At 65.0% G+C, this 25,791-nt stretch carries 29 protein-coding genes and 2 pseudogenes; 10 read left to right on the top strand and 21 right to left on the bottom strand.

Annotation, left to right across the window (positions count from 1 at the left end; all coding sequences use genetic code 11):
• From DAD99_RS17705 to DAD99_RS17680, 6 genes and pseudogenes are all read right to left on the bottom strand, one after another.
• Positions 1 to 501 (bottom strand): annotated as a pseudogene (locus tag DAD99_RS17705) (pyridoxal 5'-phosphate synthase lyase subunit PdxS); the annotation flags it as partial.
• Positions 502 to 642: 141 nt separating this feature from the next.
• Positions 643 to 1,266 carry a phosphatidylinositol phosphate synthase gene (gene pgsA / locus DAD99_RS17700; protein WP_193342557.1) on the bottom strand — a complete coding sequence of 208 codons (624 nt, stop codon included), beginning with the start codon at positions 1,264 to 1,266 and terminating at the stop codon, positions 643 to 645.
• Positions 1,256 to 1,843, bottom strand: coding sequence for an HIT domain-containing protein (locus DAD99_RS17695; RefSeq protein WP_193342556.1), 588 nt, complete (start codon positions 1,841 to 1,843; stop codon positions 1,256 to 1,258). Before DAD99_RS17695 ends, pgsA begins: the two co-directional genes overlap by 11 nt.
• A 19-nt stretch (positions 1,844 to 1,862) precedes the next feature.
• Complete coding sequence (gene thrS, locus DAD99_RS17690) at positions 1,863 to 3,872, bottom strand: threonine--tRNA ligase (protein WP_193342555.1); 2,010 nt, start codon at positions 3,870 to 3,872, stop codon at positions 1,863 to 1,865.
• A gap of 116 nt (positions 3,873 to 3,988) precedes the next feature.
• The gene (locus DAD99_RS17685) at positions 3,989 to 7,477 is read right to left on the bottom strand and encodes a DNA polymerase III subunit alpha (RefSeq protein WP_193342554.1); all 3,489 of its coding nucleotides are present in this window, start codon (positions 7,475 to 7,477) and stop codon (positions 3,989 to 3,991) included.
• On the bottom strand, positions 7,474 to 7,809 hold the full coding sequence (locus tag DAD99_RS17680) for a DUF6504 family protein (protein ID WP_193342553.1): 336 nt from the start codon (positions 7,807 to 7,809) through the stop codon (positions 7,474 to 7,476). The genes DAD99_RS17685 and DAD99_RS17680 overlap by 4 nt, the downstream gene beginning before the upstream one ends.
• Positions 7,810 to 7,962: 153 nt before the next feature.
• Here DAD99_RS17680 and DAD99_RS17675 point away from each other — a divergent pair, with 153 nt between their 5' ends.
• The gene (locus DAD99_RS17675; protein WP_185260689.1) at positions 7,963 to 8,352 is read left to right on the top strand and encodes a hypothetical protein; all 390 of its coding nucleotides are present in this window, start codon (positions 7,963 to 7,965) and stop codon (positions 8,350 to 8,352) included.
• Between the two features lie 71 nt (positions 8,353 to 8,423).
• On the opposite strand, the gene DAD99_RS17670 is transcribed toward DAD99_RS17675, so the two are convergent.
• Positions 8,424 to 8,744: a chorismate mutase gene (locus tag DAD99_RS17670; RefSeq protein WP_185260690.1), complete on the bottom strand. Its 321-nt coding sequence runs from the start codon at positions 8,742 to 8,744 to the stop codon at positions 8,424 to 8,426.
• A gap of 19 nt (positions 8,745 to 8,763) precedes the next feature.
• Here DAD99_RS17670 and DAD99_RS17665 point away from each other — a divergent pair, with 19 nt between their 5' ends.
• Positions 8,764 to 9,186, top strand: a complete 423-nt coding sequence (locus tag DAD99_RS17665) for a VOC family protein (RefSeq protein ID WP_185260691.1) — start codon at positions 8,764 to 8,766, stop codon at positions 9,184 to 9,186.
• 45 nt (positions 9,187 to 9,231) lie between these two features.
• On the opposite strand, the gene DAD99_RS17660 is transcribed toward DAD99_RS17665, so the two are convergent.
• Positions 9,232 to 9,963, bottom strand: a complete 732-nt coding sequence (locus tag DAD99_RS17660; protein ID WP_375372270.1) for an SOS response-associated peptidase — start codon at positions 9,961 to 9,963, stop codon at positions 9,232 to 9,234.
• A 147-nt stretch (positions 9,964 to 10,110) separates the two neighbouring features.
• Here DAD99_RS17660 and DAD99_RS17655 point away from each other — a divergent pair, with 147 nt between their 5' ends.
• The 3 genes from DAD99_RS17655 to DAD99_RS17645 all read left to right on the top strand — a co-directional run bounded on the left by DAD99_RS17655 (position 10,111) and on the right by DAD99_RS17645 (position 12,176).
• The gene (locus tag DAD99_RS17655) at positions 10,111 to 10,368 is read left to right on the top strand and encodes a mycoredoxin (protein ID WP_131133128.1); all 258 of its coding nucleotides are present in this window, start codon (positions 10,111 to 10,113) and stop codon (positions 10,366 to 10,368) included.
• 84 nt (positions 10,369 to 10,452) lie between these two features.
• Positions 10,453 to 11,538: an S-(hydroxymethyl)mycothiol dehydrogenase gene (locus tag DAD99_RS17650; protein WP_193342551.1), complete on the top strand. Its 1,086-nt coding sequence runs from the start codon at positions 10,453 to 10,455 to the stop codon at positions 11,536 to 11,538.
• Positions 11,535 to 12,176 carry an MBL fold metallo-hydrolase gene (locus tag DAD99_RS17645; RefSeq protein ID WP_185260694.1) on the top strand — a complete coding sequence of 214 codons (642 nt, stop codon included), beginning with the start codon at positions 11,535 to 11,537 and terminating at the stop codon, positions 12,174 to 12,176. The genes DAD99_RS17650 and DAD99_RS17645 overlap by 4 nt, the downstream gene beginning before the upstream one ends.
• Positions 12,177 to 12,209: 33 nt before the next feature.
• Here DAD99_RS17645 and DAD99_RS17640 read toward each other — a convergent pair whose 3' ends face one another.
• Positions 12,210 to 12,977 carry a lipoate--protein ligase family protein gene (locus DAD99_RS17640; RefSeq protein WP_193342560.1) on the bottom strand — a complete coding sequence of 256 codons (768 nt, stop codon included), beginning with the start codon at positions 12,975 to 12,977 and terminating at the stop codon, positions 12,210 to 12,212.
• Between the two features lie 16 nt (positions 12,978 to 12,993).
• Here DAD99_RS17640 and DAD99_RS17635 point away from each other — a divergent pair, with 16 nt between their 5' ends.
• Positions 12,994 to 13,383 carry a DUF2177 family protein gene (locus tag DAD99_RS17635; protein ID WP_111907731.1) on the top strand — a complete coding sequence of 130 codons (390 nt, stop codon included), beginning with the start codon at positions 12,994 to 12,996 and terminating at the stop codon, positions 13,381 to 13,383.
• 92 nt (positions 13,384 to 13,475) lie between these two features.
• On the top strand, positions 13,476 to 14,180 hold the full coding sequence (locus DAD99_RS17630; protein WP_185263758.1) for an endonuclease/exonuclease/phosphatase family protein: 705 nt from the start codon (positions 13,476 to 13,478) through the stop codon (positions 14,178 to 14,180).
• A gap of 48 nt (positions 14,181 to 14,228) precedes the next feature.
• On the opposite strand, the gene DAD99_RS17625 is transcribed toward DAD99_RS17630, so the two are convergent.
• From DAD99_RS17625 to DAD99_RS17605, 5 genes are read right to left on the bottom strand one after another with little or no spacing between them, the layout of a single operon-like run.
• On the bottom strand, positions 14,229 to 15,032 hold the full coding sequence (locus DAD99_RS17625) for a thioesterase family protein (protein ID WP_193342559.1): 804 nt from the start codon (positions 15,030 to 15,032) through the stop codon (positions 14,229 to 14,231).
• On the bottom strand, positions 15,029 to 15,604 hold the full coding sequence (locus DAD99_RS17620) for an NUDIX domain-containing protein (RefSeq protein ID WP_193342550.1): 576 nt from the start codon (positions 15,602 to 15,604) through the stop codon (positions 15,029 to 15,031). The genes DAD99_RS17625 and DAD99_RS17620 overlap by 4 nt, the downstream gene beginning before the upstream one ends.
• A 51-nt stretch (positions 15,605 to 15,655) precedes the next feature.
• Positions 15,656 to 15,856, bottom strand: a complete 201-nt coding sequence (locus DAD99_RS17615) for a DUF1918 domain-containing protein (protein ID WP_193342549.1) — start codon at positions 15,854 to 15,856, stop codon at positions 15,656 to 15,658.
• 53 nt (positions 15,857 to 15,909) lie between these two features.
• Positions 15,910 to 16,488, bottom strand: a complete 579-nt coding sequence (locus DAD99_RS17610) for a DNA alkylation repair protein (RefSeq protein WP_193342548.1) — start codon at positions 16,486 to 16,488, stop codon at positions 15,910 to 15,912.
• Positions 16,478 to 16,840 (bottom strand): TraR/DksA C4-type zinc finger protein, encoded by a 363-nt coding sequence (locus DAD99_RS17605; RefSeq protein ID WP_193342547.1) that lies wholly within the window; start codon positions 16,838 to 16,840, stop codon positions 16,478 to 16,480. The genes DAD99_RS17610 and DAD99_RS17605 overlap by 11 nt, the downstream gene beginning before the upstream one ends.
• 139 nt (positions 16,841 to 16,979) lie before the next feature.
• Between DAD99_RS17605 and DAD99_RS17600 the strand changes: the two genes are divergently transcribed.
• Positions 16,980 to 17,360, top strand: coding sequence for a cupin domain-containing protein (locus DAD99_RS17600; RefSeq protein WP_185260700.1), 381 nt, complete (start codon positions 16,980 to 16,982; stop codon positions 17,358 to 17,360).
• Between the two features lie 23 nt (positions 17,361 to 17,383).
• Here the strand turns inward: DAD99_RS17600 and DAD99_RS17595 are convergent, their stop codons facing one another.
• The 5 genes from DAD99_RS17595 to ribA all read right to left on the bottom strand — a co-directional run bounded on the left by DAD99_RS17595 (position 17,384) and on the right by ribA (position 22,977).
• The gene (locus DAD99_RS17595; RefSeq protein ID WP_193342546.1) at positions 17,384 to 18,682 is read right to left on the bottom strand and encodes a lytic transglycosylase domain-containing protein; all 1,299 of its coding nucleotides are present in this window, start codon (positions 18,680 to 18,682) and stop codon (positions 17,384 to 17,386) included.
• Between the two features lie 102 nt (positions 18,683 to 18,784).
• Entirely contained in the window at positions 18,785 to 20,248 is a 1,464-nt protein-coding gene (locus tag DAD99_RS17590; protein WP_193342545.1) for a YdiU family protein, read from the bottom strand.
• 72 nt (positions 20,249 to 20,320) lie between these two features.
• Positions 20,321 to 20,740, bottom strand: coding sequence for a dienelactone hydrolase family protein (locus DAD99_RS21875; RefSeq protein WP_227008198.1), 420 nt, complete (start codon positions 20,738 to 20,740; stop codon positions 20,321 to 20,323).
• On the bottom strand, positions 20,730 to 21,017 hold the full coding sequence (locus DAD99_RS21870) for a hypothetical protein (protein WP_227008197.1): 288 nt from the start codon (positions 21,015 to 21,017) through the stop codon (positions 20,730 to 20,732). The genes DAD99_RS21875 and DAD99_RS21870 overlap by 11 nt, the downstream gene beginning before the upstream one ends.
• Before the next feature lie 55 nt (positions 21,018 to 21,072).
• Positions 21,073 to 22,977: a GTP cyclohydrolase II RibA gene (gene ribA / locus DAD99_RS22115; protein WP_193342544.1), complete on the bottom strand. Its 1,905-nt coding sequence runs from the start codon at positions 22,975 to 22,977 to the stop codon at positions 21,073 to 21,075.
• 134 nt (positions 22,978 to 23,111) lie between these two features.
• On the opposite strand from ribA, the gene DAD99_RS17575 reads away from it, so the two are divergent.
• Complete coding sequence (locus DAD99_RS17575) at positions 23,112 to 23,609, top strand: MarR family winged helix-turn-helix transcriptional regulator (protein WP_193342543.1); 498 nt, start codon at positions 23,112 to 23,114, stop codon at positions 23,607 to 23,609.
• A gap of 91 nt (positions 23,610 to 23,700) precedes the next feature.
• Here the strand turns inward: DAD99_RS17575 and DAD99_RS17570 are convergent, their stop codons facing one another.
• Complete coding sequence (locus DAD99_RS17570) at positions 23,701 to 24,519, bottom strand: CPBP family intramembrane glutamic endopeptidase (RefSeq protein ID WP_193342558.1); 819 nt, start codon at positions 24,517 to 24,519, stop codon at positions 23,701 to 23,703.
• 309 nt (positions 24,520 to 24,828) lie between these two features.
• On the opposite strand from DAD99_RS17570, the gene DAD99_RS17565 reads away from it, so the two are divergent.
• Complete coding sequence (locus DAD99_RS17565) at positions 24,829 to 25,551, top strand: YhcG family protein (protein ID WP_193342542.1); 723 nt, start codon at positions 24,829 to 24,831, stop codon at positions 25,549 to 25,551.
• 49 nt (positions 25,552 to 25,600) lie between these two features.
• Here the strand turns inward: DAD99_RS17565 and DAD99_RS17560 are convergent.
• Positions 25,601 to 25,791: pseudogene (locus DAD99_RS17560) on the bottom strand (integrase); the annotation flags it as partial.

Below are 25,791 nucleotides of genomic sequence, written 5' to 3'. Positions count from 1 at the left end.
ACCGGCCTCACCCTTGGAGCGGATCATGGCCGCGCCCTCGTTGATGCGGCGCAGCGCCTCACCGAGGTTGGTAGCGCCACAGACGAACGGTACCGTGAAGTTCCACTTATCGATGTGGTGGACGTAGTCGGCCGGGGTCAGGACCTCGGACTCGTCAATGTAGTCCACGCCCAGAGACTGCAGGACCTGGGCCTCGACGAAGTGGCCGATCCGTGCCTTGGCCATCACCGGGACGGAGACGGCGTCGATGATCTTGTCGATCATGTCCGGGTCCGACATGCGGGACACGCCGCCCTGGGCACGGATATCGGCCGGGACACGTTCCAGGGCCATGACTGCAACGGCACCGGCGTCTTCGGCGATGCGGGCCTGTTCAACGTTGACGACGTCCATGATGACGCCGCCCTTGAGCATCTCAGCCATGCCCCGCTTGACGCGGTTGCTGCCCGTGACGCTGTTCGCGGACGAACCGGCTTCGCTGCTTACATCAGGTGTAGACACAAAAACCCCTATGGGTAGATAGATGATCTTCGCCGGGCGTGAGGGCGGCAAGAAGCCGAAAGTACACGCACCGGGTTGCCGGATACATTGACCGGGCAGTCACAATACTAGTCCCACGCCAGGCGGCGGGCTTAATCAGCCTTAATCCGAAGCCGCGGACTCCGCAAAGGCCTGGCGATGGACGGTGGCTACGCGCTGGATGATGGTGATGAGGCTGGCCAGGGCCAGGAGTCCGAGCGTCACCAGAAGGACCACGGGGGGCAGCCCCAAGCCGGTAAATCCGGTAACCACCAGCACCGAAACCAGTCTCTCTGCGCGCTCGGCGATGCCCACATTCGCCGTGAAACCGAGGGCTTCGGCTTTGGACCGCGCATACGAGACCACCATGCCCAGAACCAGGCAGAGCATGGCTGCGACGGCGATGGCGTAATCGGCGCCCCCGGTGAAGAACCAGATAGCAACGCCTGCGAACAGAGCGCCGTCGGCGACCCTGTCCAGCGTGGAGTCCAGGAAGTTTCCCCAGCGGCCGCCGGCGTCGCGAAGCCGGGCCATTATGCCATCGAGCACGTCCGAGAAGATGAACGCGGTAATGAACAGGGTCCCCCACCAGAGCTGGCCGAGGGGGTAGAAGACCAACGCCCCGACCACCACGCCGGCGGTTCCGATGACCGTCACGGCATCAGGGGAAACACCGATTCTCAGGAGCCAACGCGCAAGCGGAGTGAACAGTGCGGTGAAAAACCCGCGCGCATGCCTATTCAGCATCCGTCTCCCCGGGCCAGGCCTCTGCAACCTGCTGGCGGACTTCATCCAGGGTCTGCGTGATGGCCTTGGTCTGGGCGATGATGGGGAAGAAGTTACCGTCGCCGCCCCAGCGTGGAACGATGTGCTGGTGCAGGTGGGCGGCGATTCCTGCCCCGCCCACCACTCCCTGGTTCATGCCGAGGTTGAACCCGCCCGGGTTCGCCACCTTGCGCAGGACCCGCATGGCTGTCTGGGTGATCTCCGCAAATTCCGAGGTCTCTTCCACCGTGAGGTCGGTGTAGTCCGGGACGTGCCGGTAGGGGCAGACCAGGAGGTGGCCCGGATTGTAGGGAAACAGGTTCAGGACCACGTAACAGGTCTTGCCCCGGTAAACGATAAGCGCTTCCTCGTCAGTCCGGCCCGGACCCACGCAGAAAGGGCAGTCGTTCTCGCTCTTGAACTGGTGCTGGCCGCCCTTGATATAGGCCATCCGGTGCGGAGTCCACAGGCGCTGGAAAGCATCCGGCACGCCCGCGAGATCAAAGTCATCTGTCACGCCGGCATCCTCTGGATATCCTGCGCCTGTGTTCTCCTGCACCGTGTTATATCCGTTTCCGCTAGCTGGTCCGGTTACGGACGGCTTCTGTGATCCGTTTGACGGCCTCGGCAACCGGCACGCCATTGTCCTGGCTCCCGTCACGGAAGCGGAAGGACACCGCGCCGGCCTCTGCGTCGTCGCCGCCGGCGATCAGGACAAACGGGATCTTGTCCTTGCTGGCGGTGCGGATCTTCTTGGGGAACCTGTCCGAGGACGTGTCCACCTCGGCGCGGATGCCTGCCGCCTTGAGCTGGTCAACGACGTCGAACATGTACTCGTTGAACGTTTCGGCCACCGGGATGCCCACCACCTGGACAGGGGAAAGCCACGCAGGGAATGCGCCGGCGTAGTGCTCGGTGAGCACGCCCATGAACCGCTCGATGGAACCGAAGAGCGCACGGTGGATCATCACCGGACGCTGGCGGGTGCCGTCGGCTGCCTGGAACTCCAGCTCGAAGCGTTCCGGGAGGTTGAAGTCCAGCTGGATGGTGGACATCTGCCAGGTGCGGCCCAGCGCGTCCTTGGCCTGGACGGAGATCTTCGGTCCGTAGAAGGCTGCGCCGCCCGGATCCGCAACGAGTTCCAGGCCGGATTCCTCGGCCACCTCGGCAAGTGTCCGGGTGGCTTCTTCCCAGGCTGCGTCCTCGCCGACGTACTTCTCCGGGTCCTTGGTGGACAGCTCCAGGTAGAAGTCGTTCAGACCGTAGTCCTTGAGCAGGTCGAGCACGAACTTCAGGGTCTTGGTGAGCTCGTCCTTCATCTGCTCGCGGGTGCAGTAGATGTGGGCGTCGTCCTGGGTCATGCCACGGACCCGGGTCAGGCCGTGGACCACGCCGGACTTTTCGTACCGGTACACCGAACCGAATTCGAACAGACGGAGGGGCAGTTCACGGTAGGACCGTCCACGCGAGCGGAAGATCAGGTTGTGCATAGGGCAGTTCATCGGCTTCAGGTAGTAGTCCTGGCCGGGCTTGCGCACGGTGCCGTCCTCGTTGAGTTCGGCATCCACGTGCATGGCCGGGAACATGCCCTCCTTGTACCAGTCCAGGTGGCCCGAGACTTCGTACAGGTGGCCCTTGGTGATGTGCGGGGTGTAGACGAACTCGTAGCCGGCGTCGACGTGGCGCTGGCGGGAGTAGTCCTCCATCTCCTTGCGGATGATGCCGCCCTTGGGGTGGAACACCGGCAGGCCGGAGCCCAGCTCGTCAGGGAAGGAGAACAGGTCAAGTTCGACGCCGAGCTTGCGGTGGTCGCGCCGCTCAGCCTCCGCGATGCGCTCCTGGTAGGCCTTCAGCGCGTCCTTGGTGGGCCAGGCGGTGCCGTAGATGCGCTGCAGCTGCTGGTTTTTCTGGTTGCCCAGCCAGTACGCCGAGGAGGACCGGGTCAGGGCGAAGGCGTTGGAGATGAGCTTGGTGTTGGGCAGGTGCGGGCCGCGGCAGAGGTCGCACCAGACGGTGGCGCCCTCTTTGCGCTCAACATTGTCGTAGATCGTGATGTCGCCGGCGCCGACCTCGACGTTGACGCCCTCGCCGGCTTCGGCGGCGTTGTTCTTCTTGCCCAGGAGTTCGAGCTTGTAGGGCTCGTTCTTCATGGCCTCGCGGGCCTCGTCCTCGCTGACCACGCGACGGACGAACTTCTGGTTCTGGTTGACGATCTTGAGCATCATCTTCTCAAGGGTCTTGAGGTCCTCGGGGGTGAACGGTTCGGCGACGTCGAAGTCGAAGTAGAAGCCGTCGGTGATGTACGGTCCGATGCCCAGCTTGGCGTCCGGGCGCAGCTGCTGCACTGCCTGGGCCATCACGTGGGCGGTGGAGTGGCGGAGGACGTCCAGGCCGTCAGGGGAAGCGATGGTGACGCCCTCGATCTCGGCGCCCTCGGGCAGCTCCTGGTCCAGGTCCTTCAGCTCGCCGTTGACGCGGGCAACAACAACATCGCGGCGCTCAAAGAAGAGTTCCGCACCGGTTGTCCCGGTAGTCACCTTGGTCTCTTCGCCATCGACGATTAGGGTGATCTGCTGGGCATCTGACACGGGTGTCTCCTATTCAAAGTTTTAGGCTTCATAGCTTGTGGCATACGGGGACCACAGCCAGCCATCGTCAATGCTATCGGTTTCCCGGGAGGCCGACCAACGGGACCCGCGGCCCCTCAGCCGCCCATTCCGGTAATCGCAAGGCTTCGGCTGATCCCGTCCAGGGGATGCGGTACATCGGTGCTCTCCACGCGATCCGCCGCGAACGGCAAGGATTCCACCCGGCTCAGGTCCCAGGCCATGCTGGCGCTCAGGCTGATTCCCCGGGGACCTGTCCGCCGCGTGGTGCCCCGGATCAGCAGCAGCCTGGTGCCGAACAGCAACAGCCCCGCCTGCTCCTGGGCTTCATGGAAGAACACGGAATCGACGCAGCCGGTGCCGTCATCGATGCTGATGAACACCACCCGCCGGCCGCCACGCATGGGCGGGGTCTGGGTGGCGATCCGGACCCCGGCCACCAGCACCTCGGTGTTGTTGCGCAGGCTCAACAGTTTGTCTGCAGTGGTGACCCCCAGCCGGTCCAGCATGGGCCGGTGGCTGTCCATCAGGTGCCCGCTTACGTCTATGGCCATCAGGTCCAGTTCTGCCCGGACGTTTTCAACCAGGGTGGGCGCGGGAAGCCCGGGTTTGACGTTCCGCAGTTCCACATCCCCCAGCGGCAGGGACAGCTGACCTTCCATGATGTCGAAGCCCTTCCGGGTACCGCCCGCGGCCTGGAGCTGTTGCAGGTGCTGGACGAGGTCCGCGCGGTTGGCGGCGCCGCCCGATTCACGGTGCAGGGAATCAAAGGCACCCAGCTGGGCTAGCCTTTTGATACTTGGCTTGCTCAGCCTGGACCGGGCCCGGAGGTCAGCCAGGGAGTCGTAGGGCTGGCCGGCGACAATCCGCTTGAGCTCGGTCCCGGACAGGCCGTAGATGCCGTTAAGGCTCAGCCTGATCCCCAGCTTCCCGGTATCCGGCCCTGCCGCCACCCGTTCCACCCTGTACTCGGCCTGGCTGCGGTTAATGTCCAGCGGCAGGATGGGAATGCCCAGCCTGCGGGCTTCGGCCACCAGCAGCCGTTTGGGGTACATGCCGGGATCGTGTTCCCACAGCCCCGCCAGGAAAGCCTCGGGGTGGTGCGTCTTGAGCCAGGCGGACTGGTAGGTGGGAACGGCAAATGCCGCACCGTGCGCCTTGCAGAAGCCGAAGCTGCCAAAGGCTTTCAGGGTCCCCCAGACCTTGTCCACCACTTCCGGGGCGTACCCCTTGATCCGGGCCTCCCTGCGGAAGAACTCCTCCACCTTCAGCTCGTGAACCTCGTCGCCGAGCGCCCGGCGAAACTCGTCTGCGCGCGCCAGGCCGCAGCCGGTCATCACGTGGAAGGTTTTCAGGATCTGTTCATGGAAGACAGTGACGCCATGCGTTTCCTGCAGCACGGGTTTCAGGTCGGGGTGCGGGTATACCTCCGGCGCGAAGCCGTGCCTGTGCTCCAGGAAAGGCCGCACCATGTCCGATTTCATCGGGCCCGGCCGGAACAGCGAAATGTCGATGATGAGGTCGTTGAACTCACGCGGCGCCAGCTTGCCGATCAGCTCCCGCTGCCCGGGCGACTCGATCTGGAAGCAGCCCAGGGTGTGGGTACTGCGGATCAGTTCGTAGGTTGCTTCATCATCCAGCGGCACGGCGTTGAGGTCGATGTGCCCGTTCCCGGCGATGTAGTCCGGCCCGGTTCCGTCAGGACCTGCAGGGTGGGCCCCGGCCGCCACCACTTCCGCCTTGGAAGGATGGATCCGGATGACTTCGCGGACGGCAAACGCCATGGCGCTCTGCATCCTGACCCCCAGGACATCAAGCTTGAGCATGCCCATGGGATCCATGTCGTGTTTATCGAACTGGCTCATGGGCAGCCCCAGTCCGCTGGGCTGCACCGGGGTCCGGTCCAGCAGCGTGGCGTCGCCCAGGATCACCCCGCAGGGATGCATGGAGATATGGCGGGGCAGCCGGTCCAGCCGTTCGGTGAGGTCCACCAGCAGGTCAAGCTGCTGGTTTTCGGCGAAGTCCCGCTGTTCCACCCGCCCGGCGAACTCCCGCAGCTCAGGTTTTTCAACCAGTGCCTCACGGAATTTCCTGGCCGAAAAGCGCCACAGCTGCTTGGCGATCTCACCGACGTCGTCATCGTCCATGCCCAGGGCCATCCCGGCGTCGCGGACGGCACCGCGGGCGCGGTACCCGTTCTGCATGCTCATCAGCGTGACGCGCTCGGAACCGAAGCGGTCAAAGATCCGCCGGTATACGTTGTGCCGTTCGGCGCTTTCGACGTCGATGTCGATGTCCGGCAACGTGGCCCGGTCCCGGGACAGGAAGCGTTCGAAGATCAGGTCGTGTTGCAGGGGGTCCACCTGGCTGACATCAATGAGGTAGTTGACCAGGCTTGAAGCCCCGGAACCGCGGGCGGCGGCCCTGACCCCCATGTCCTGGATCATCCGGGAGACCTCCGCGACCGTGAGGAAGTAGGAGGAAAACCCCAGGTTCCTGATGATCCCCAGCTCGTGCTCCAGCCGCGAGCGCATGTCCTTGCGGGCTGAGCCTGATATCCCAGGGAACCGCCTGCTGATCCCGGACTCACAGCGCTGCACCAGTTCATTGTGCGGGTCCTGGCTGATGCCTATGACCGATGCCTCGGGGACTACCGGCTGCTTCCAGCCCATGTCAGTCACCGGGTCGATCCGGCAGAAGTCGGCGAGCGCCTCGGTCTGTGCCATCAGCTGTTTGAGGTCCGCCGCGCCATACCCTGCGGCGCGGATGATTTCCTTGCCGAGCTGAAGCATCTGCGCAGAGGATTTGAGCCAGGCCTGCCCGTTGGGCTGGAGCAGCGGTTCGGCCGCGAGTTCGGGGAGGGACTTCAGGGTCCGGGCGGAGTCGAGCACGTCTGCCGTGGCGGCACCGTCCTCTGCGCAGTAGCGGACCGCGTTGGTGAGCACGGCCGGTACATGGTGTTCTTCCGCAAGCTTGAGCATACGTACCGCATGGGCGGTGCTCAGGTGCGCCCCGGGGGCAGTGAGCTGGGAAACGACTTCCGCCACCAGGGTTTTTGCGGGCATGGCGTCCAGCCAGCCTTTGAAAAGGGTGCGCGGACGGAGGTAGCGCCGGCCGCTCATGGCCCGTCCGACGTCGGAATCCGGGCCGATCAGTACTGTCAGGACCGGTTTCAGGGTTTTGGGGTCGAGCGTGCGGGAGGCGAGTTCGGCGCGGGTGACAGCCACCGGTACCGCTCCCCCGGCTTTGCCGGAGGTGCGGGCATGGGCATCGGACACCAGCCGGCACAGGGCCCGGTAGCCCGCCCCGTTGTTGTTGCCCCGGGCGAGCACCACCACCCTGCCGGCGAGCTGGGTGCGGTGGTCGCCGTCGTCGTCAAAAACCGCAAGGTCCACACCCACGATGGGGTCGATGCCGGCGGCCATGCAGGCTTTGAGGTGTTTGATGGTGCCGTACAGGCCGTCCCGGTCCGTGCAGGCGAGCGCGGTTGCGCCGTCCGCGGCGACAACCTGGGCCAGTTCGTCGGGCCACGCCACGCCATAGTGTGCGCTGAAGGCCGTGGAAACGTGAAGGTGGGAGAAGCTCATGCCGTTTGGGGCCGGAGTGCGTCGTGGATCCGCAGGATCCTCCAGCGGCCGCTGCCGACATGCCTGCTCAGGTCCAGGGTAAGCGGCTCTCCTGCATCCCGAGGGCCGGCACTCTGCGGGTCCGCCTGTACTTGGACGCGCCAGATTTCGTGGTCCACCAGCCCCGGCCCGCTGCCGAGGGGCGCACGGCGTTCCTCGGCCCACCACTGCCGGCGTTCGTACCACCGGACAGGCTCGGCGCACACGGCGTAGTGCCGCCCGGCCCACTGGAGTTTCAGCGGCTGGCCCGCGGGGGTGCAGACGACGTCCACGGACTCGCTGAACATACCCATGGGCGCCTCCCGGAACTGAACGGAGCTGATGCAAGATGCTGATGCAACAGCATTTATTCGAACACATATTCGAATAAATCCAGTCTACGACGGCGCTCCGACAAAACCTAGACAGGGGTGGACGGACGGGCAGCAGGAGGGCAGGATTGTGGCATGAGCACCCATGACGCACTCCTCAAGCACGTAAGCATCAAGGCCCAGGACGAAAAGCTCGTGGCAACCTTCGATATCGACGGCAACATACCGGGGGCAGGTGCGTACGTAGTGGGACTGGTGGCGGCGAGCCCTGATTACTCATCACAAAGACGGTTGGGCATTGAGTTCATGAACGGGGAGGCCATTGCCTTCTACTCGTTCAGCCATGACCAGAGCGCCGAGGAAAACTATGATCTTGCCGGTGTGACACACTCGGGCAACACCATCACGGGCAACTTCCCCGTCGCGGCCGTCCATGGCCTGGGCAAGGGACACGTCATGTCGGCCTTCAGCGAGGCCGACGGCCGGGAATTCCAGTCGGGCGTCGCCGTCGACGAAGCGCTCTAGGAAGCACGGCACTCCAGGAAACACCGGGCAGGTGCTGCCGGACCCGTGTCCGGACAGCACCTGCGGCGGCGTCAGTTGGTCTCTTTGTGGACCTTCATTTCGAGTTCGATAAACCCTGAGATCATGGCCCGGTAGGTTGATTCCACGATGTCCGGATCGATGTCCTTCTTTTCCGCGGCGGACCGTACATGCTCAATCACCCGTTCCACCCGGCCGGGGGCACGGACTTCAGCGTCGTCCCCCTTCAGGGTTCCGGCGATCCGTATCAGGCGTTCCCGCCGCGCAATGAGCGTGACAATCTGCTCATCAACTTCGTCGACCGCAATCCGAACGGCTGCGAGCTGTTCCTTGTCGGCCAAAGCATCCCGATCGTTTCCTTGAATTGTTGCCATCTTCTGACAGTATCGAAGCATGCAGCCCAGAGTCGACTTCATCTCACTAGGCGTTCGCAGTGTTGACGCCTCCCGCCGGTTCTACGCCGAAGGCCTCGGCTGGCCTGTCCACCGCGAGTTCCCCGGCGATGTGGTGTTCATCCAGGTCAACCACGGCCTCATCCTTTCCCTGTGGGATGCCGCGCAGATGCACGCCGAGGCCGGCGTAGGCGCTCCTGGCCCGGTCCCCTGCATCACACTCAGCCACAACCTGCCCAGCACCGAGGCGGTTGACCGGGTCATGGCGGAGGCGGCCTCGGCCGGGGCCACCATCGTCGCCGCGCCGGTCACCCAGCCCTGGGGCGGGTACAGCGGCTATTTCGCCGATCCGGACGGCTTCCGCTGGGAAATTGCCTATAACCCGACCTGGACAGTGGACGACGGCGGCCAGGTCAGCGTTTAGGGGCCGGGCACCTCTGCCGTCAGCCGGGTCAGCGAACGGACCACCTCAGAACAGCGCCTCCACCGGCCGGATGAGCTCCGGGGAGTTGTTGCGTACGTTGCCCACCTCGGTGCCCACGGAATCCACGTGCCAGTCTGCGGCGACGTCCTTCACGTGGGCCCGGACCAGGTCCACGAGGAAGGCGGCGTCGTCGATCTGCGGATCAAGCCAGGACGCCATCGTGGCCCGGTCCATCGGCAGCGGCACGCGGTCATGCAAGGCAGTCAGCTTGCCGAAGATTGTCGACTCAGCACCGGGCGGCGGGGTGTCTGCCGTCAGGATGGATGTGGAGAGCACCCACCGGCCGGGGTCACCCTCGGCCGTGGACGGATCCTTCCACCACTCGTACAGGCCCGCGAACACCAGCCCGCTGCCTTTGCCCGGATGGACGTAGTAGGGCTGCTTGGCTTTGCCGGTGCCCTGCTTCCATTCGTAGTACCCGTCCGCCGGGACAGCGCAGCGACGTGACTTCACGGCTTTGCGGAAGGCCGGCTTCTCGAGCACAGTCTCGCTGCGCGCGTTAATCATCTTGGGGCCGATGCCCGGATCCTTCGCCCAGGACGGCACCAGGCCCCAGCGGGCCACGTGGAGCTGCCTCACGGGGCCGTCGTCGATCAGCCGTTCCAGGACGATCGGGACAGCGTCGGTTGGCGCCACGTTCCATGACGGGGGAAGGTGCACCTCCTCCTCCAGCTGGGCATCAAAGTCGGCCAGCAAATCGCCCACGGCCCGTGCCATCACATAGCGTCCACACATGGCTCCAGCATGCCATCAGCGTTATCTACTGTCATCCGGCACGGTGTTCGCCGGGCCGGCTCGGGGAATAGCCCGCCCCGGGATACCGTTGACGGGAAAGAACCCCCTCAACGATTTCAGGAGAGCTCCGTGGACTTTACCCCCGAGAACGGCACCATCACCATGTTTTCCACCACCTGGTGCGGCTACTGCAACCGGCTGAAGAAGCAGCTGGACGCGCAGGGCATTGGCTACACGGAAATCAACATCGAAGAGGTGGAGGGCACCGCCGAACTCGTGGAGCAGCTCAACGGCGGCAACCAGACCGTCCCCACCGTGCTCTTCCCCGACGGCACCGCCGCCACCAACCCCTCAGTTGCCGAGGTAAAGAGCCGTCTCGCAGCCTGAGTCCGGCAGCTCATGTGGTAGACAGAACGGGACCAACTTCAGGGTTGGTCCCGTTTTTGTCTATCTGCATTGAGGGAGCCTTCCGTGGTCCATAAAGTCAAAGGTGTCGTAGCCCGCTCCAAGGGCGCCCCGGTCACTCTGGAGACCGTCCTGGTCCCGGATCCGGGTCCGGGCGAGGCCCTGGTGGACATCATCACCAGCGGTGTTTGCCATACCGATCTGCACTACAAACTGGGCGGCATCAGCGATGACTTCCCGTTCCTCCTGGGCCACGAGGCCACCGGCGTGGTCAGCGCCGTGGGCCCCGACGTCACCAACGTCGTACCGGGCGACCGCGTGGTCCTGAACTGGCGGGCCGTCTGCGGCAACTGCCGTGCGTGCAACCGCGGCCAGGCCCAGTACTGCTTCAACACCCATAACGCCACCCAGAAGATGACGCTCGAGGACGGCACGGAACTGTCCGCCGCCCTGGGCATCGGCGCGTTCATCGAAAAGACCCTGGTGGCGGCCGGCCAGTGCACCAAGGTGGATCCCGACGCCGATGCTGCCGCCATCGGCCTGCTCGGCTGCGGCGTGATGGCCGGGCTGGGCGCCGCGATCAACACCGGCGGCGTCAAGCGCGGTGACACCGTCGCCGTCATCGGCTGCGGCGGTGTGGGCGTGGCTGCCATCGCAGGCGCGGCGCTCGCCGGGGCCACTGCCATCATCGCCGTCGACATCGACGCGAAAAAGCTGGAGCGCGCGAAGGAACTCGGCGCCACCCACACCGTGGACTCCTCGGATTCCGACCCGGTGGAGAAGATCCGGGAACTCACCGGCGGCTTCGGCGCAGACGTGGTGATTGACGCCGTCGGCCGTCCTGAAACGTACAAGCAGGCGTTCTATGCCCGCGACCTCGCCGGCACCGTGGTACTGGTAGGCGTCCCGACGCCGGAGATGACACTGGAACTGCCGCTCCTGGACGTTTTCGGCCGCGGCGGGTCGCTGAAGTCCTCCTGGTACGGCGACTGCCTGCCGTCCCGGGACTTCCCCATGCTGATCAGCCTCTACCAGCAGGGCAAGCTGGATCTGGATGCCTTCGTGACCGAGCGGATCACCATCGACCAGGTGGAGGAAGCGTTCGAGAAGATGCACTCCGGTTCCGTGCTGCGTTCTGTGGTGGAACTGTGAGCGTCAGGATCGAGCACCTCGTCACATCCGGAACGTTCTCGCTCGACGGCGGCACCTGGGATGTGGACAACAACGTCTGGATCGTGGGTAACGGGGAGGAATGCGTGGTCATCGATCCCGCGCACGACGCCAAGGCCGTAGCCGCCGCCGTCGGTGGCCGGAAGCTCAAGGCGATCCTGCTGACCCATGGCCACGACGACCACATCCGGTCGGTAGCTGACTTCTGGGACCTCGTCCAGGCACCGATCCACCTTCACCAGGACGACTGGATGCTGTGGCGGAACGTCTACCCGGATGTGGAACCCGATGTCGCCATCAAGCACGGCGACGTCATCGAGGTGGCGGGGGCCAGCCTGACGGCCCTGCACACCCCCGGGCACTCGCCCGGCTCGGTGTCCTTCCACCTCGCTGACGGGCCCGACGGCGAGGGCTCACTCTTCAGCGGCGACACCCTGTTCCAGGGTGGCCCGGGCGCCACGGGCAGGTCCTACAGCGACTTCCCCACCATCATCGAGTCGATCCGGACGTGGCTGCTTCCCCTGCCGGCCGAGACGGTGGTCCGGACCGGGCACGGTGACAGCACCACCATCGGAGCCGAAGCCCCGCATCTGGACGAGTGGATCGCACGGGGTCACTAGGGGCCCTGAGACGGACCGCCCCGCAAGCGCGGGCTACGTCTCCCTGGTGTCCAAACCTGCATAGCTGCTGAAGTCGGCGTGCCGGAGGGAAGCGTGGCCCGCGTACGCGGCTATAACGGCGTCCTGGACATCCTGGACCGTCAGCCCGGGCACGAGGTCGTTGGCCGCGCCGGCGGTGGCCGGGTCCCAGTCCAGGCCCAAGGCGGCATAGCTGTCCGTCAGGACGCTGCGGATGGGGGCGGAGTTTTCCACCACGATCACGGAACTGAACAGCCACCCGCCGCTCACCACGCGTTGGGCTGTTCCGACGAGTTTGATCCGGCGCGCCGGATCGGCCGGGTCGGTTCCGTGAACGCTGAACTCGCCCGGGCAGTACTCCCCCGGAATTTCGCCGACTGCGGCCTGCACACCGGCGTTCCGTAAGGACTGCGCCAGCAGCTCACCAAAGAATCCGAACCGGGCCTTGGAGCCGGCAATGGCATCGGTGTGGGGCATCACGTGGTCCACCACCAGCGTGCCCTCGTGGTAAGCGGCGGCGCGGCCGCCGGCCTTCCGCACCAGGGGTTCAAATCCGTGCTCCCGGCACGCCTGGGCGGCCGCGTCGAAGCCGGGCAGGCGGGTATCCCGCTGTCCGAACGCAACAGTGGGTGCGGGCCGGTACAGCCGGAGTGTGGGACCGATCCTGCCGGTCTTGGCCTGGGTCAGCAGTTCGAGGCCGAATTCCAGGTCACGTGCGGCGCCGAGGGAATGATCCTGCCGCACCACGGTGAGGGTCCGGAGTCCCGCTTCGGCGTCCTGCATGTTGCTAAGCTCCCTTATGGTCATATTGCAATTCCTTGTTGTCGCGGCTGCGTTCGCGGTCATCGACGCCGTCTGGCTCAAGCTCATGAACCCGTTTTACCGCAGCCACATCGGTGACCTGCTCGCGGACAAGCCACACTTAGGTTACGCCGTGGCTTTCTATGTCATGTACATAGCGGGGATTGTCTTCTTTGCGCTGCGGCCGGCGCTCGACGGCGGCAGCTGGCTGACCGCCGTCGGCTACGGGGCCGCGTTGGGCGCCTTTGCCTACGCGACGTACGACCTCACGAATGCCGCCACGCTTAAGACGTGGCCACTGCAGCTTATTGTCGTGGACATCCTGTGGGGTGCCGCCCTGACGGGGCTGTCCACCCTCGCCGGCTGGCTGGTGTTCCGTTCCACCTGACATCCAACGGATTAATACTGCACCGTCCCGCATCGGTGGCTAAACTCAGGAACTGGGCCCACCCGCTACTCCTCAGAAGAGGTAATCCACTGATACGCGTCATTAGCTACAACTTACGTAAGCACAAGGCCAGCGGGGAGCTGGTCGCCTTGGCACAGGACTTCGGCGTTGATGCCCTGTGCCTGCAGGAATGTGACACCACTGACCTGCCGGACACGCTGGGTCAATTGCAACTGGCCGATTCCACGAAAGGCAACCGGCTGGGGCTGGCCATCTACTACCGGCCGGACCGGTTCACCGCCCACGGCACCAAAACCTTCGCGCTCAAGAAGTCCCTTCATGACATGGTTCTGGCGCCCGCCCATGAGCGCCTGATCGGCACTCGCGTGCGGGACAACGAGACCGATCACGAACTGGTCATCGCGTCTTTCCACGCTGCACCGCTGACCGCCACCAACTCGCTGCGGCGCAACCAGATCCATGCTGCCCACGCGGAACTGCTGGGCATGGGCACCGGCCTGATGACCCTGATGGTAGGGGACTTCAACTACCCCTTCTTCACGAAGAACCTCAACGAACACATGAAGAACACGGGGTACGAACTATCCCTCAGTGATCGCCGGACCTACACGCGCTACAAGGTGTTCAAGGGCCACTTCGACTTTGCCACGTCCCTGGGCCTGAACATCGAGAACGTGGAAACCCTGCCCCGCGGCGCCTCCGACCACCTGCCCATCCTGGTGACCGCCGAATACGGTCAGGACTCGACGCCGTTCCAGGAGCCCCCGGCGTCCTGAGGCCCGCCGGGAAGCGTCCAGCAGAAATCAACGCCTGGCAACTGTGCATCAGGTCCTGCGAAGCGTGAGGATCTGTTCGGCGCGGCCGAAGGGGCCCTGGAGATCGTGCAGGACGGTGGACGTGAGGCCAATACCGTCAGATCCGAAGGAGACGGCGTTGTCCAGGCCCAGCCATTCGCCCCCGGGCCTGCGGTACATGTGGATCTGCAGGTCCAGGTTGGGGAAGGCATAGCTGTCTGTACCCGGCGGGACCCTGGCCGCGATTCCGTTGGCTGTGTCAACGAGGCCCATCAGGCCGGCCAGGTCGCCGCTGTCGGCCTTGTCGGTGAGAGGGTGCCGGGTGCGGAGCCAGACGATCCCCGCGCCGGGCCGGTGGCCCTCTGCCACACGCATCTCCAGGGACCGGATGTAGCCGCCGGGCCAGGTGGCAGGGCCGTCGAGCGGTTTGCATTCATCGGGCGCCGGAATGGCGGTGTCCTCGACGGCGGCAACCGCGGCTGTGTCGCTGATGATCATCCGCCATGCGGTGGCACGGATGGCCACGCGGCCGTTGGCAATCAGTTCGGCCTGCAGGAGCTCGATGGTCCGGCCGGGGCGCAGGGTGGTGGTTTCGATGTGGAAACCGCCCCCGGGGATCAGGCCCAGGATCTCGTAGCTCAGCCGGGCCATCCGCATGTCGTCGCGGGGTTCATGGCGCTCCAGACTGTCCGCCATCAGGCCGGAAGCCGGCGCCATGTGCTGTTCGTGCTCGTTCCAGGCCCCCTGGGCGTGGATGGTGGAGCGGAATCGGCCATCGCCGAACGCCTGATAATAGAAATCGCCATCGGCCAGTTCCGGGAGTGCAGCAGTCAACATTGACCCTTTCGCTTGTCCTTGTGGGGCTCAGCCCACCCTGTCCGCTGGGCAGAAAGCTCCAGCATGCGTGTCCGCAGATCCGGCCAGGATGCTGCGAAACCGGGATGGAGCTCCTTCAGGTCCACCGCATCCACCGGAACCCACTGGAGTTCGAGACTTTCCGGATCGCTGATCACGGGCTCGAAAGGCGCGGTCACCAGCACTATGACGGTGGTGTAGGACCAGTAGCCAATGTCCAGCACGGAGGTGAAGAGGACGCTCACGTCCGCGGCCGGCACCGCAGCTTCCTCGTGCGCCTCGCGGAGGGCCCCGGTGACGGCGTCCTCACCCTCGTGCAATGCTCCGCCGGGCAGTCCCCAGGTACCACCGTTGTGGCTCCACAGCGCGCGGTGCTGCAGCAGGACGCCCTTGCCGGGGTCATAGGCCAGGACGCCGGCGGCACCGAACCTGCCCCAGAACTTGCCGCGGCCGCCCTCCACCCAGGCGTCACCGGGGTCCCGCGGTCCGGTCCGGACCGGCGGAAACGTGAGGTTCGCGTCAGGGGACGTGGCAGCCAAGGAGTGATCCATTCCACCAGTCTGACAGGTGCCCGCTGGCCCGGACGCGCAGCCCCCGTCGCGTCAGCCTGTTTGTCCCCCGTGACCGCGCTCGACGGCGAAATCACCACCGGGGTACATAACCGTTTCGTGTCCGTCGTCGAAGCGGACCAGATAGGGCGGATGACCTTCCTGACCGCGGACTTCAACGATTACCCCGTGCCGGTCCGACGATCCGACGGTCCTCCCCCGGACGATGATCCTGTCACCCTGCGCTGCCTCCATGGCAATCACCTCCAAGGCCCAGAGTACGGCTGATGGGGATCAGGGAACAGTGGTCAGCCCCGTGCCCGGTTGCGCTTCCCGGAAATGGACGGCAGGTCAGTTCCCTGGGAAGGGATGAGCCGGGCTGCGCGACGGAGTGCGTCGTCGGGGTCCTGGTGCCAGCGGGTGATGACGACGTCGGCGCGCTGTCGGTCGCTTCCGCCCAGACCCTGCAGCAACGGACCCACAACGTCGGCAATCAGGGCGTCCACCAGTTCACCGTTCTGCGCGGTTCTGATGAAGCCCTCCAGCCGGGTCAGGTCAGAGTGGCGGAGGAGGGAAACCCGGGACTGCAGCAACACAACGGCGGCGAGCCGCCGCTCATAGATCGGCAGCCTGCCTGGACCGGGCCGGCACCAGAGCAGTGACGCTAAAGCGGTCACGTCGTCATGGCCAAGGTCCTTGAACTTTGTGCCGGCGTCGCGGACAGTGCCGCGGACGGCTCCCACGGACGATCCGTAGGACCCCAGCGCCCCACCCACCCGGGACTCCACGTCCTCAGCCCGGTACCAGGCGCCCTCGTTCTGCAGGGTGGCGTCGATGAAGCCGGCAGCCTCCGGCACGCGCTCGTTCACGGCCCCGCTACCGTCCATGCCGGCCGGTCGCGGCGTGGAGTATGCAAAACGGCGTCGACGGGCGGGCTTCGAGCCGTCCCTCGGCGATGGGGTCCCCGCACACGGCGCACGTCCCGTAGGTGCCGGCCGCAATCCGCGCCAGCGCCGCATCCACCTGCTCAAGGCCAGAGCTGCTCTGCTGCAGGAGCGCCGATGCCTGCGAGAGCTCGAACGCAATGGTGGCGCCCTCGGGGTCGTGCTCGTCGTCCACGTTGGAATCCTGGCGGGCGGCGTTGGCGGAGGAGATATCGGCGCGGAGGGCGGGAAGAAGCACGAGCTTCCGGGTGCGCTCTTCTTCCAGCAGGGCCCTGAACCGTTCAAAATCGGGCATGGGAAAAGCCTAATGGTTTAGGTCTCGACAAGCGCGGCCCGCCGGAGGATGCTGGCAATCGTAAGCGCCTCAGATGCCGTCTGGCAGCCAGGGACAGACAGCTGATGGACACAAACTCCACAGAGAAAGTCTGCGCGTCATGCCTACAAACATCGTCACCAAGCTGGCCGTCAAGTCCCACAACACTCCGGACGAGAAGCGCCGTCCGGACAAAACCGAAGTGGACGTCGTCAACCTGGGCGACTACACCGTTGGCCGGATGACGTTCAGTCCCGGCTGGCGCTGGTCGGACTGCATCAAGCCGGTGGTACAGACCGAGACCTGCCAGAACAACCACATCGGATTCTGCATTTCCGGCTCCATCCACGTCGAGACCACCGATGGCAACCGGATCACCATCAGCGCCGGTGACTCCTATACCATTCCGCCAGGGCATGACGCCTGGGTGGACGGCGATGAACCCTTCGTCGGCATTGAATTCCTCAGCGCCGCGGAATACGCCAAAGCCCCGGAAACGTGACCCGGCTGCCGACCCGGACCAGGTCAGTACCAGTTCTTGGCCACGGAATGGTTCCACGCGCCGCAAGGTGACCCGTAGCGGTCCGCGATGTAGGACAGCCCCCAATTGACCTGGGTCCGGTAACTGGTCAGCCAGTCGCTGCCGGCCGTACCGTACTTACTGGCCGGCAGTGCCTGGGCGATCCCGTATGCCCCCGAGTAGGGGTTGGTGGCGGTCGTCAGCCAGTTGGACTCCTTGGTCCACAGTGACGCCAGGCATTGAAACTGGTCCTGGCCCCAGCCGTAAGCTCCCAGCTGACCGGACGCGTAGTTCTTCGCGCCGGCGGGGTCGTTCACAGCGCCGCCCGGCACGGAAGGCACGACGACGACGGGCGGAGGGGGCGGAGTCGGACTCGGCACAGGGGCGGGGGCGGGGGCGGGCACTCCCGGTACTGCAGGCGGGGCCGGAGCCGGTTTCTGCGCAGCGGCGAGGGCCGCCGCCTTGGCTGCCGCCTCCGCCTGTTGGCGTGCCTGTTCCTGCGCCGCGGCCCGTTTGGCGGCCTGCGCCGTTTCGTATGCGGCCAAGGCCGCCTGGCCCTGCCGGAACTCACCCTCCACCGTAGCGGTGGTGCCCTTGAGGGAGGCCAGCTGCGCTGTCAGTTCCTGGCCGTGCTCTTGCTGCTCCGCAATCTGCCGGGACATGGCCTGCTGGGCCGACTGCGCGGCGTCGAGCTTGGTTCTGGCCTCCCCCGACAGGCGCCCGCGTTCGGCCCTGGCTGCCTGCTCCTGATCGGCCAGTGCGCGGGAAATGCGTTCTGCGGCTGCGGATTTGTTCACCAGGGCGGCTGTCTTATCACTGACGATCTGGACGATGTTCAGGCCTTGAATGCTGTTGTTCTGCACGGCCTCGAGGGCAACAAAGAAACCCATGTTGGTGCCACCGGTCTTGTACGACTGGGCCGCCAGTGCACCGATTTCTTTTTTGTACTGTCCCAGCTCGGCCGCGGCGCGTGCGGTCTGGGCGGTGAGGGCATCCACCGTGGAAGTGGCAGCCTGAAGCGCCGCTTCGGCCAACGCGTACTCAGCGGCGGACGTTACGGCCGTATTGCCCAGCGCCTCGCCTTCGGCCTGGAGCCCGCCCAGAAGCGTGTCGATCCTGGTGACTTCTGCCGCCTTGCCGGCCTCGCTTTGCTTGGCGTTCTGCACGTCCTGCCATGAGGGATAGCCGCCCGGCGGCGCGTCGTCGGCGGCATGTGACGGAAGCAGCGCAGCCGACCCCACCAGGGCGACCGCCAGCATGCACGCGAGGGCGGGCAGCCGCATTCTTTGAACAATCCGGGACATAGTTGGTGAGCTTACCGGGCATATAGGGCTTGCGGGGACTGACCTGCCACATCGTTACCGAGGCGACAGTCCGCAGGAAGGCCGATCCGGCCGCGTATGTCTTCAGGTCCCGCAGAAGGTCCGGTAGTTCCCGAAGTCTTCAGGGGCGGGGCCGGCGTAGCGTTCCAGCCCGGGGCGCTGCGTGTACGGTTCAGCCACGACGGCCATCAGGCGGTTGAAGACGGCCAGGTCGCCGGCGGTAGCAGCGTCAAGAGCTTCTTCGACCAGGTGGTTCCTGGGGATGTAGACGGGGTTGACGCGGCCCATCAGGTCCGCGTCCGGCGCCAGGGCCAGCCACCGCTCGGCCCAGGTGTCGAAGGCTTCGGGGTCCGCAAACATGGCCCGGGAAGTTTCGGGGGTGCCGCGGGCTGCCGAGACGAGGCTCCGGAAGAAGGAGGTGTAGTCCACTTCGGCTTCCTGAAGCAGCGCAAGCACGCCGTCTACCAGCGGCGACGCGACGTCGCCGGGCGTGTCCGCGCGCAGCCCAAGCTTGGATTTCATGCCGGCTGACCAGGCCGCGCTGTACAGCGTGCGGAAAGCGCCGAGGGACTCCACGGCGAGCGCCACGGCCTGGTCCTGGTCTTCATGGAGCAGGGGCAGGAGAGCTTCGGCGAGCCGGGTGAGGTTCCATTCGGCAATGATCGGCTGGTTGCCGTAGGCGTAGCGTCCGTCCGCGTCGATGGAGCTGTAGACCGCGCCGGGATTGAAGGCGTCCATAAATGCACACGGACCGTAGTCGATGGTCTCACCGGAGATGGTCATGTTATCGGTGTTCATCACGCCGTGGACGAAGCCCACCAGCATCCATTGCGCCACAAGGGATGCCTGGGCGGCTATGACGGCGTCAAAGAACGCGAGATACGGCTTATCGGCGAGCGCGGCGTCCGGGTAATGGCGGCTGATGGCATGATCGGCCAGGCGGCGGAGTAGTCCGGTGTCGCCATTGACGCGGGCGAACTGGAAGCTGCCCACGCGAAGGTGACTGCTCGCCACCCGGGTAAGTACAGCACCGGGCATTATGCTTTCGCGGCGGACGGGCCGGCCCGTGGCCACCACGGCGAGGGATCTCGTGGTGCGGATGCCCATCGCGTGCATGGCTTCGCTGACGATGTACTCGCGCAGCATGGGACCGACGACGGCGAGTCCGTCACCTGCGCGGGCGAACGGTGTGCGGCCGGAGCCCTTGAGGTGGATGTCCCTGAGCTGCCCGTGGATGTCCGTGACTTCGCCAAGCAGGAGGGCACGCCCGTCGCCGAGCTGCGGTGAGTAGCCGCCGAACTGGTGCCCCGCGTAGGCCTGGGCCACCGGCGTGGCACCGTCGGGGACCCGGTTGCCGATCAGCAGCAGCGTCCCCTCATCCGACCGCAGCGCGGACGGGTCCAGGCCCAGCTCGCTGGCCAACGGCTCGTTCAGGACCAGCAGCTGCGGATAAGGTGCTTCGTCCGCCTGCCACGGAACCGCCAACTCCCCGAGTTCGCGGGCGAACCGTCCATCGAAGGTGACCGTTTGTGGGATTGCGGTGCTCATCTTTCAAGACTACCCGCGGCAGCACCGCCCACACCGCGGAGGATGAAAACGTCCCGTCTCAAATGTCCCGTCTCAGACGTGCTGTCCGAACCAGGCGAGGGTGTCGTTCCAGGCAGCGGTGGCCTGGGTTTCGTTGTTGCGCTCGCCGGTGTCATTGTGGAAGGCATGGTCCACGCCGGGGTAAACGGTGAGCTGATGCGTCACCGTGGTGGCGTCCAGGGCATCACGGAGGCCCGGCATCGCGCCGGTGATCCGCTGGTCGAGTTCGGCATAGACCCCGGATGCCGCTGCCTTGATGGCCGGCACCTTGTTCAGGTCCGGGGCCGGCCCGTAGAACGCGGCCGTGGCCTTCAGTCCGGCCAGCTCGGTTGCCGCCTGCCCGGTGATGCCGCCGCCGAAACAGTACCCGTTCATGGCGATCAGCGCCCCGGAGACCGCGTCAGAGTCGAGGCTGGCGGTTCTGCCCTCCCTGCTCAGCAGATCAACGGCCAACGCCGCATAACCGGCCGGATTCGGGCCTGGCGAGGTAACCGTTGATATCGGTTCCGTCGGCAGCGAACCGGACGGTCGCCGTCGTAAGCCCCGCGACGCGCGCCGCGACGGAGAGCGGACTCTTGGCCCCCGGAACAGCACCGGCAGAAGCGGTGCCGGCGCCCGCCGTCGACGATGACGGGGTGGGCGTGGGCATAGGGTCGGTGCTGCTTGGGACTTCCTCGGGCGTGCATCCCACGAGCAGCATCGCTCCGGACGCCGCCGCCATGCTTCCCATGATGAATGATCCTTCTCCGAAGCCGGCCGCCCTGCAAGGGGTCCAGCACCCCTGGTTAGAACTGCTCCGCCGGAATGGAAAACCCGAGGTCCAAAAGTCCTCGTCCTGCCTGTTCCAGGATCGGATCCATGGTCAGCGAGGCATGGTTGAGCAGGACGTTGACATCGCGCTGGATCCGCTGCAGCGGGTGCGTCAGCCGGTGCACACTGGCGCCGGAGCCCATGAGGATGAGGCGGACGGCCTCGGCCGACGCTGCGCCGCTGAGACCCAGCGAAAGCCGGTACCGGGCCCGCTCATCATCGGTGAAAGACACGGGCCGGCGACCGTAGGAATCGGCCACCACCCGGACGGCCTCCTGCCAGTGCAGCCGGGCAGTCGCCACCTGTCCGTAGGCGTGGGAGAACCGGGCCTGTGCGAGCGGTGAATCCGCCTGCCGCGCCTGCGTTGTCTGCTTGACCTTGCGCACCATCATCAGGTCCTGGAACTCCCCCAGGGCGTGCTCTGCGGCCCCCAGGGCGTGCTCTGCGGCCCCCAGGGCGGAGGCAGGGGCAACCATGTTCAGGAACGTGGCCATGGGGATGTGGATGTTCGGATCCGGGTGGATGCGACTGCCGGGATTGTCCGCGGCGGCCAAGAGGTTCCACTCGAGGGCGCGGTGCGTCGGGACAAAGAGGTTTTCCGCCGCGAGGTCGTTGCTTCCCGTCCCACGCAGGCCGGCCGTGTGCCAGACGTCCAGCAGTTCAAGATCGGAGACCGGAACCAGGCACTGCAGGCGGACGTCACCGTGCTGCACCGCCAAAAGCGCCCATTCGGAGTGCATGACGCCGGAGGCGAAGCTCCAGCGGCCGGAGATCGTGACCCCGCCGGGAACCTTGTCGGCTTTACCGGGAGGGGCGCCGGTGGCGGCGGCCAAGGGGGCCGGCCCGTTGGCGAAGACTTCATCCTGGGCTTCCTGCGGCCAGCGTGCCAGCATCCAGACATGTTCCACCAGGTGCCCTGCGGTCCAGGCCGTGGAGACACATCCCTGGGCGAGGCGGCGAACCACCTCCACGTAGGTTTCCAGCCCCATGCCGAAGCCGCCCACGGCCTTGGGTGAAAGCATTTGAAACACGCCCGCTGCCTTCAGTTCAGCCATGGTGGCTTCCGGGACGCGGCGGATCTCCTCGGTTTCCGCGGCGCGCTCCCGCAGCCGGGGAATGAGTGCATCCACCCGGGCCAGCAGCTCGTCGTGGGTGGGAATGATCTCGGCTGGCATGAACCCGGCTGTCTGGACTTCGGCCGGCGGAACTTCCGTGGGCAGCTCGATGGTGTGGGCAGTATGGCTGCGCTTCGCGGCCAGGTAGCGGTGATTGGCCGCCGAGAGGTGCACCCCGGTGGGGACTTGCTCCGCGACGTCAACGCCGAGGGCTGTCAGCTGCGCTACTTTGTCGGGGTTGTTGGTGAGGAGGCGGATCCGGCCGGCGCCAAGCGCGCCGAGCATTTGGGCGGCGGAACTATAGTCCCGCTCGTCCTCGCCGCGCCCCAGGGCCACGTTGGCTTCGTAGGTATCCAGGCCGGTGTCCTGCAGGGAATAGGCGTCGAGCTTGGAGTACAGGCCAATGCCTCGACCTTCCTGCCGGAGGTACAGCAGGAAGCCCCCGACGGCGGCAATCTCCTCGACTGCCTCGCGCAGCTGGGGTCCGCAGTCGCAGCGCTCGCTGCCGAACACGTCGCCCGTGAGGCACTCGCTGTGCAGCCGAACCAGGGGCGCCGTACCTTCCGGGCCCTGGTCCAGCAGCGTCTGCTCCCAGGCGCCGATGGCAAGCAGCAGGTGCTCTTTACCGTCGGCCAGTCCATGGAACGTCATGATCTCGGCTGTGGCCGTGAAGCCATCAGTGAAGCGCAGCGGGACGGTGACCTGGCTGCGGACGGCGGCCGGTAGCTCGAATGGCCGTGCGACGGTCTCGGACATAACGGTCATCTGGGCTCCTCAGGAAGGCTGGTGCGGGAAGTACTTGAATGTTAAAGTAAACAATACTGACTATTAGTTCACGATGCAAGTGATTTGCGGGACATAAAACTTCATACATGAAGTAAATGCCTTAGACTTGCCCTATGGAAAATCCCGTAGCGCCGCGCTGGCTGAGCCCCGATGAACGCGAGGTGTGGCTCACCCTCGTGGGCGTGATGATGAAGTTGCCCGCCGCCCTGGACTCCCAGCTGCAGCAGGACGCAGGCATAAGCCACTTTGAGTACATGGTTCTGGCCGGCCTGTCAGAAGCTCCGGAACGAACCCGCCGGATGAGTGACCTGGCGGGCTTCACCGAGTCCGGGCTCCCCCGCCTGTCCCAGGTTGTCAGCCGGCTGGAAAAGCGGGGCTGGGTGCACCGCTCCACGGATCCTTCCGACGGACGCATCACACTGGCCACGCTCACCGGCGAGGGCTGGACCAAGGTCGCCCAAACCGCCCCCGGCCATGTTGAAGCCGTCCGAGCACTCGTGTTCGATCCCCTCACGAAGGCACAGTCGCGCCAGCTGGGCAGCATCGGCAAACGCATCATGGGTGTCATTGACCCCAATGACCGCTGCCTGCGTGAAAGCGCCCCACTCTGAAATGGGCAGGGCGCTTTCGGAGGGCTATGCGTAGACAGCCTTTCAACCTTCTGATCGGCAGCAGCCTACTTGATCCGGAGCCTGAGCGGCCTCAGTACAAGAAGATTGGCAGCCAGTCGCGGTTGTGCGCATGCACCAGCGCCAGGAACAGCACAAAATCGAAGACCAGGTGCACTGTCACCACATAGGTGAACGATTTTGTCAGCTTGAAGGTGTAGCCCTGCAGCAGCGCGAACGGGAACGTAAGAAGCGGACCCCAGGCCATGTAGCCAATCTCCCACAGGAATGACGAGAAGACGACGGCCTGGAGGATGTTGGCGAGCCAGTCCGGGAAGTGCCGCCGCAGCAGCGTGAAGGCGGTGCAGATGAAGAACAGCTCGTCCCAAATTCCAACAGCATTCACGCCGAGAAACAGCCGCCAGAAGATCGTGGGATCTGAGGCGTCCGGCCAGTTGTGATACACACCTGTCCGTATCAGGTACACCGGCAGAATCAAGTAACCGAGGGCCACAACAGCGATCAGGTACAGCTTGGCCCTCAACGGCCATTTGCGGCCGGTGTTGACCGGAAATTTGATGATGTTCTCGCGGTAGACGAAACGGGACACGAGCCATGGCACCAGCACGGCCAGCGCAAGGGCACCGCCCATCAGGGTCATGTGCGGGATGCTCAAATCAGCGTTCAGCGGAACCAGGCTGATGATCACCATTCCCGCAGCAATCAGCGCGAGGTGCCGCGCGAGTTCGCGGTCGATCAGTGCTGCCGTAACCACGCTAGAGGCCAGCACGCTGTAGCCCATGAGATCATTCTCTACGCCGAAGAGCAGCACCCCCGACGCCGAGAGCAGCACTGCGGGCACCAGCTTCCAGCTGACTGCGGTGCGGGGTGGCTGCGTCGAGATCGATGTCACCCCACCAGCATGCCAGCGACGGTGACTCCTGGAAAAGATGGCCACGGCGGGTCAACGCCTGGACGAAGCCCCAGGCATTGGGTTCCCCTGCCCACACGCGGTTTTCAGGAGTACGACGTGGGCGTCCTGCGACTCCTTGCCGCCTGACCGGTTCTCTACTTGAAGAGCTGGCAATCGCGTGAAAGGGAAGGTCATGACTACCGCTTCACGCCTGGCCCAGCACCACGTGATGGGGTTGACGGTTCACAACACCGCCATCGGCATTGGCGGTTTTCCTGCTGGTTGGAGTCCTCGGCCCGGACAAATCCGATGGCCCGCTGGTTCCTGCTCGGCGGCGGCATGGAACGCCAGCGTCTCGAAGGCTGGGGCGCCCGTATCGTCGACCGGCTCTCGGTGGATCTCAAACGGCAGTTTCCCGATGCAACCGGATTCTCACCTCGGAACCTGAAGTACATGCGGGCCTTCGCTGAAAACTGGTCAAGCGAGGCAATTGTGCAAGCGCCGCTTGCACAATTGCCCTGGTACCACCACCTCGCGCTGATCCAAAAGCTCAACGCCCCCGAAACCCGGCTCTGGTATGCAGCTGCCGCCGTCGAGAATGGCTGGTCTCGCAACGTACTCGCACACCATATCGAGACGAATCTCCACGAACGCACCGGCAAGGCGATCACGAACTTCAAAGCGACGTTGCCGCCGTCGGATTCGGATCTTGCCCAGCAATCATTCAAGGACCCGTACGTCTTCGACTTTGTGTCCATGACTGGCCAGCGGAATGAGCGCGAGCTTGAGGGACAGCTCGTGGTGCATGTCGAAAAGTTCCTGCTGGAACTCGGCCAGTGGTTCGCCTTCGTCGGCAGGCAATTCCGGCTGACTTTCGGCTACGACGAGTTTTTCGCCGATCTGCTCTTCTATAACTTCAAGCTCCGGTGCTTTGTAGTGGTGGAGTTGAAAGCCACCGCCTTCAAGCCGGAGTATCTCGGTTATGCGCAGCGGAACGTTATGCAAAAGTCCTCGTTCGTACTGGCGTTTTGACGGCCAGTCGCTGAAGAGTTCTTGGCATAACGCCCCGCCGTGGTGGTGGTCAGCGTCCGAGGCTGGTGAGCCAGGTGAGCATGTCCTTGTCCTGGTGCCAGAGCGGCATGGCGTCGGGTGGCGTGACGTTGGTGAAAGCGCTCTGGAGTGCTCTTCTTTTCATCTCTCCGTCGATGCGGGCGTAGATCTCGGTGGTCTTCAGATCGGCGTGGCCGAGGATGTCTCGGATGTAGACGAGGT

It is taken from the genome of Pseudarthrobacter sp. AB1, assembly GCF_014926485.1.
In the GTDB taxonomy this organism is placed as follows: domain Bacteria; phylum Actinomycetota; class Actinomycetes; order Actinomycetales; family Micrococcaceae; genus Arthrobacter.
Note: the sequence above shows the minus strand (reverse complement) of the source record. Positions and strands in the feature narration are given on the sequence as shown.

What these genes read in the sequence shown, in the direction of transcription:
- DAD99_RS17660 (WP_375372270.1), bottom strand. Translation starts at nt 9,963, where the DNA reads ATGGCACGGGCCGTGGGCGATTTGCTGGCCGACTTTGATGCCCAGCTG.
- DAD99_RS17680 (WP_193342553.1), bottom strand. Translation starts at nt 7,809, where the DNA reads ATGGGTATGTTCAGCGAGTCCGTGGACGTCGTCTGCACCCCCGCGGGC.
- DAD99_RS17615 (WP_193342549.1), bottom strand. Translation starts at nt 15,856, where the DNA reads ATGGAGGCAGCGCAGGGTGACAGGATCATCGTCCGGGGGAGGACCGTC.
- DAD99_RS17595 (WP_193342546.1), bottom strand. Translation starts at nt 18,682, where the DNA reads ATGTCCCGGATTGTTCAAAGAATGCGGCTGCCCGCCCTCGCGTGCATG.
- DAD99_RS17600 (WP_185260700.1), top strand. Translation starts at nt 16,980, where the DNA reads ATGCCTACAAACATCGTCACCAAGCTGGCCGTCAAGTCCCACAACACT.
- DAD99_RS17590 (WP_193342545.1), bottom strand. Translation starts at nt 20,248, where the DNA reads ATGAGCACCGCAATCCCACAAACGGTCACCTTCGATGGACGGTTCGCC.
- DAD99_RS17605 (WP_193342547.1), bottom strand. Translation starts at nt 16,840, where the DNA reads ATGCCCGATTTTGAACGGTTCAGGGCCCTGCTGGAAGAAGAGCGCACC.
- DAD99_RS17620 (WP_193342550.1), bottom strand. Translation starts at nt 15,604, where the DNA reads ATGGATCACTCCTTGGCTGCCACGTCCCCTGACGCGAACCTCACGTTT.
- DAD99_RS17670 (WP_185260690.1), bottom strand. Translation starts at nt 8,744, where the DNA reads ATGGCAACAATTCAAGGAAACGATCGGGATGCTTTGGCCGACAAGGAA.
- DAD99_RS17685 (WP_193342554.1), bottom strand. Translation starts at nt 7,477, where the DNA reads ATGAGCTTCTCCCACCTTCACGTTTCCACGGCCTTCAGCGCACACTAT.
- DAD99_RS17640 (WP_193342560.1), bottom strand. Translation starts at nt 12,977, where the DNA reads ATGCAGGACGCCGAAGCGGGACTCCGGACCCTCACCGTGGTGCGGCAG.
- DAD99_RS17635 (WP_111907731.1), top strand. Translation starts at nt 12,994, where the DNA reads ATGGTCATATTGCAATTCCTTGTTGTCGCGGCTGCGTTCGCGGTCATC.
- pgsA (WP_193342557.1), bottom strand. Translation starts at nt 1,266, where the DNA reads ATGCTGAATAGGCATGCGCGCGGGTTTTTCACCGCACTGTTCACTCCG.
- DAD99_RS17675 (WP_185260689.1), top strand. Translation starts at nt 7,963, where the DNA reads ATGAGCACCCATGACGCACTCCTCAAGCACGTAAGCATCAAGGCCCAG.
- DAD99_RS17575 (WP_193342543.1), top strand. Translation starts at nt 23,112, where the DNA reads ATGGAAAATCCCGTAGCGCCGCGCTGGCTGAGCCCCGATGAACGCGAG.
- DAD99_RS17565 (WP_193342542.1), top strand. Translation starts at nt 24,829, where the DNA reads ATGGCCCGCTGGTTCCTGCTCGGCGGCGGCATGGAACGCCAGCGTCTC.
- ribA (WP_193342544.1), bottom strand. Translation starts at nt 22,977, where the DNA reads ATGACCGTTATGTCCGAGACCGTCGCACGGCCATTCGAGCTACCGGCC.
- DAD99_RS21870 (WP_227008197.1), bottom strand. Translation starts at nt 21,017, where the DNA reads ATGGGAAGCATGGCGGCGGCGTCCGGAGCGATGCTGCTCGTGGGATGC.
- DAD99_RS17665 (WP_185260691.1), top strand. Translation starts at nt 8,764, where the DNA reads ATGCAGCCCAGAGTCGACTTCATCTCACTAGGCGTTCGCAGTGTTGAC.
- DAD99_RS17610 (WP_193342548.1), bottom strand. Translation starts at nt 16,488, where the DNA reads ATGGACGGTAGCGGGGCCGTGAACGAGCGCGTGCCGGAGGCTGCCGGC.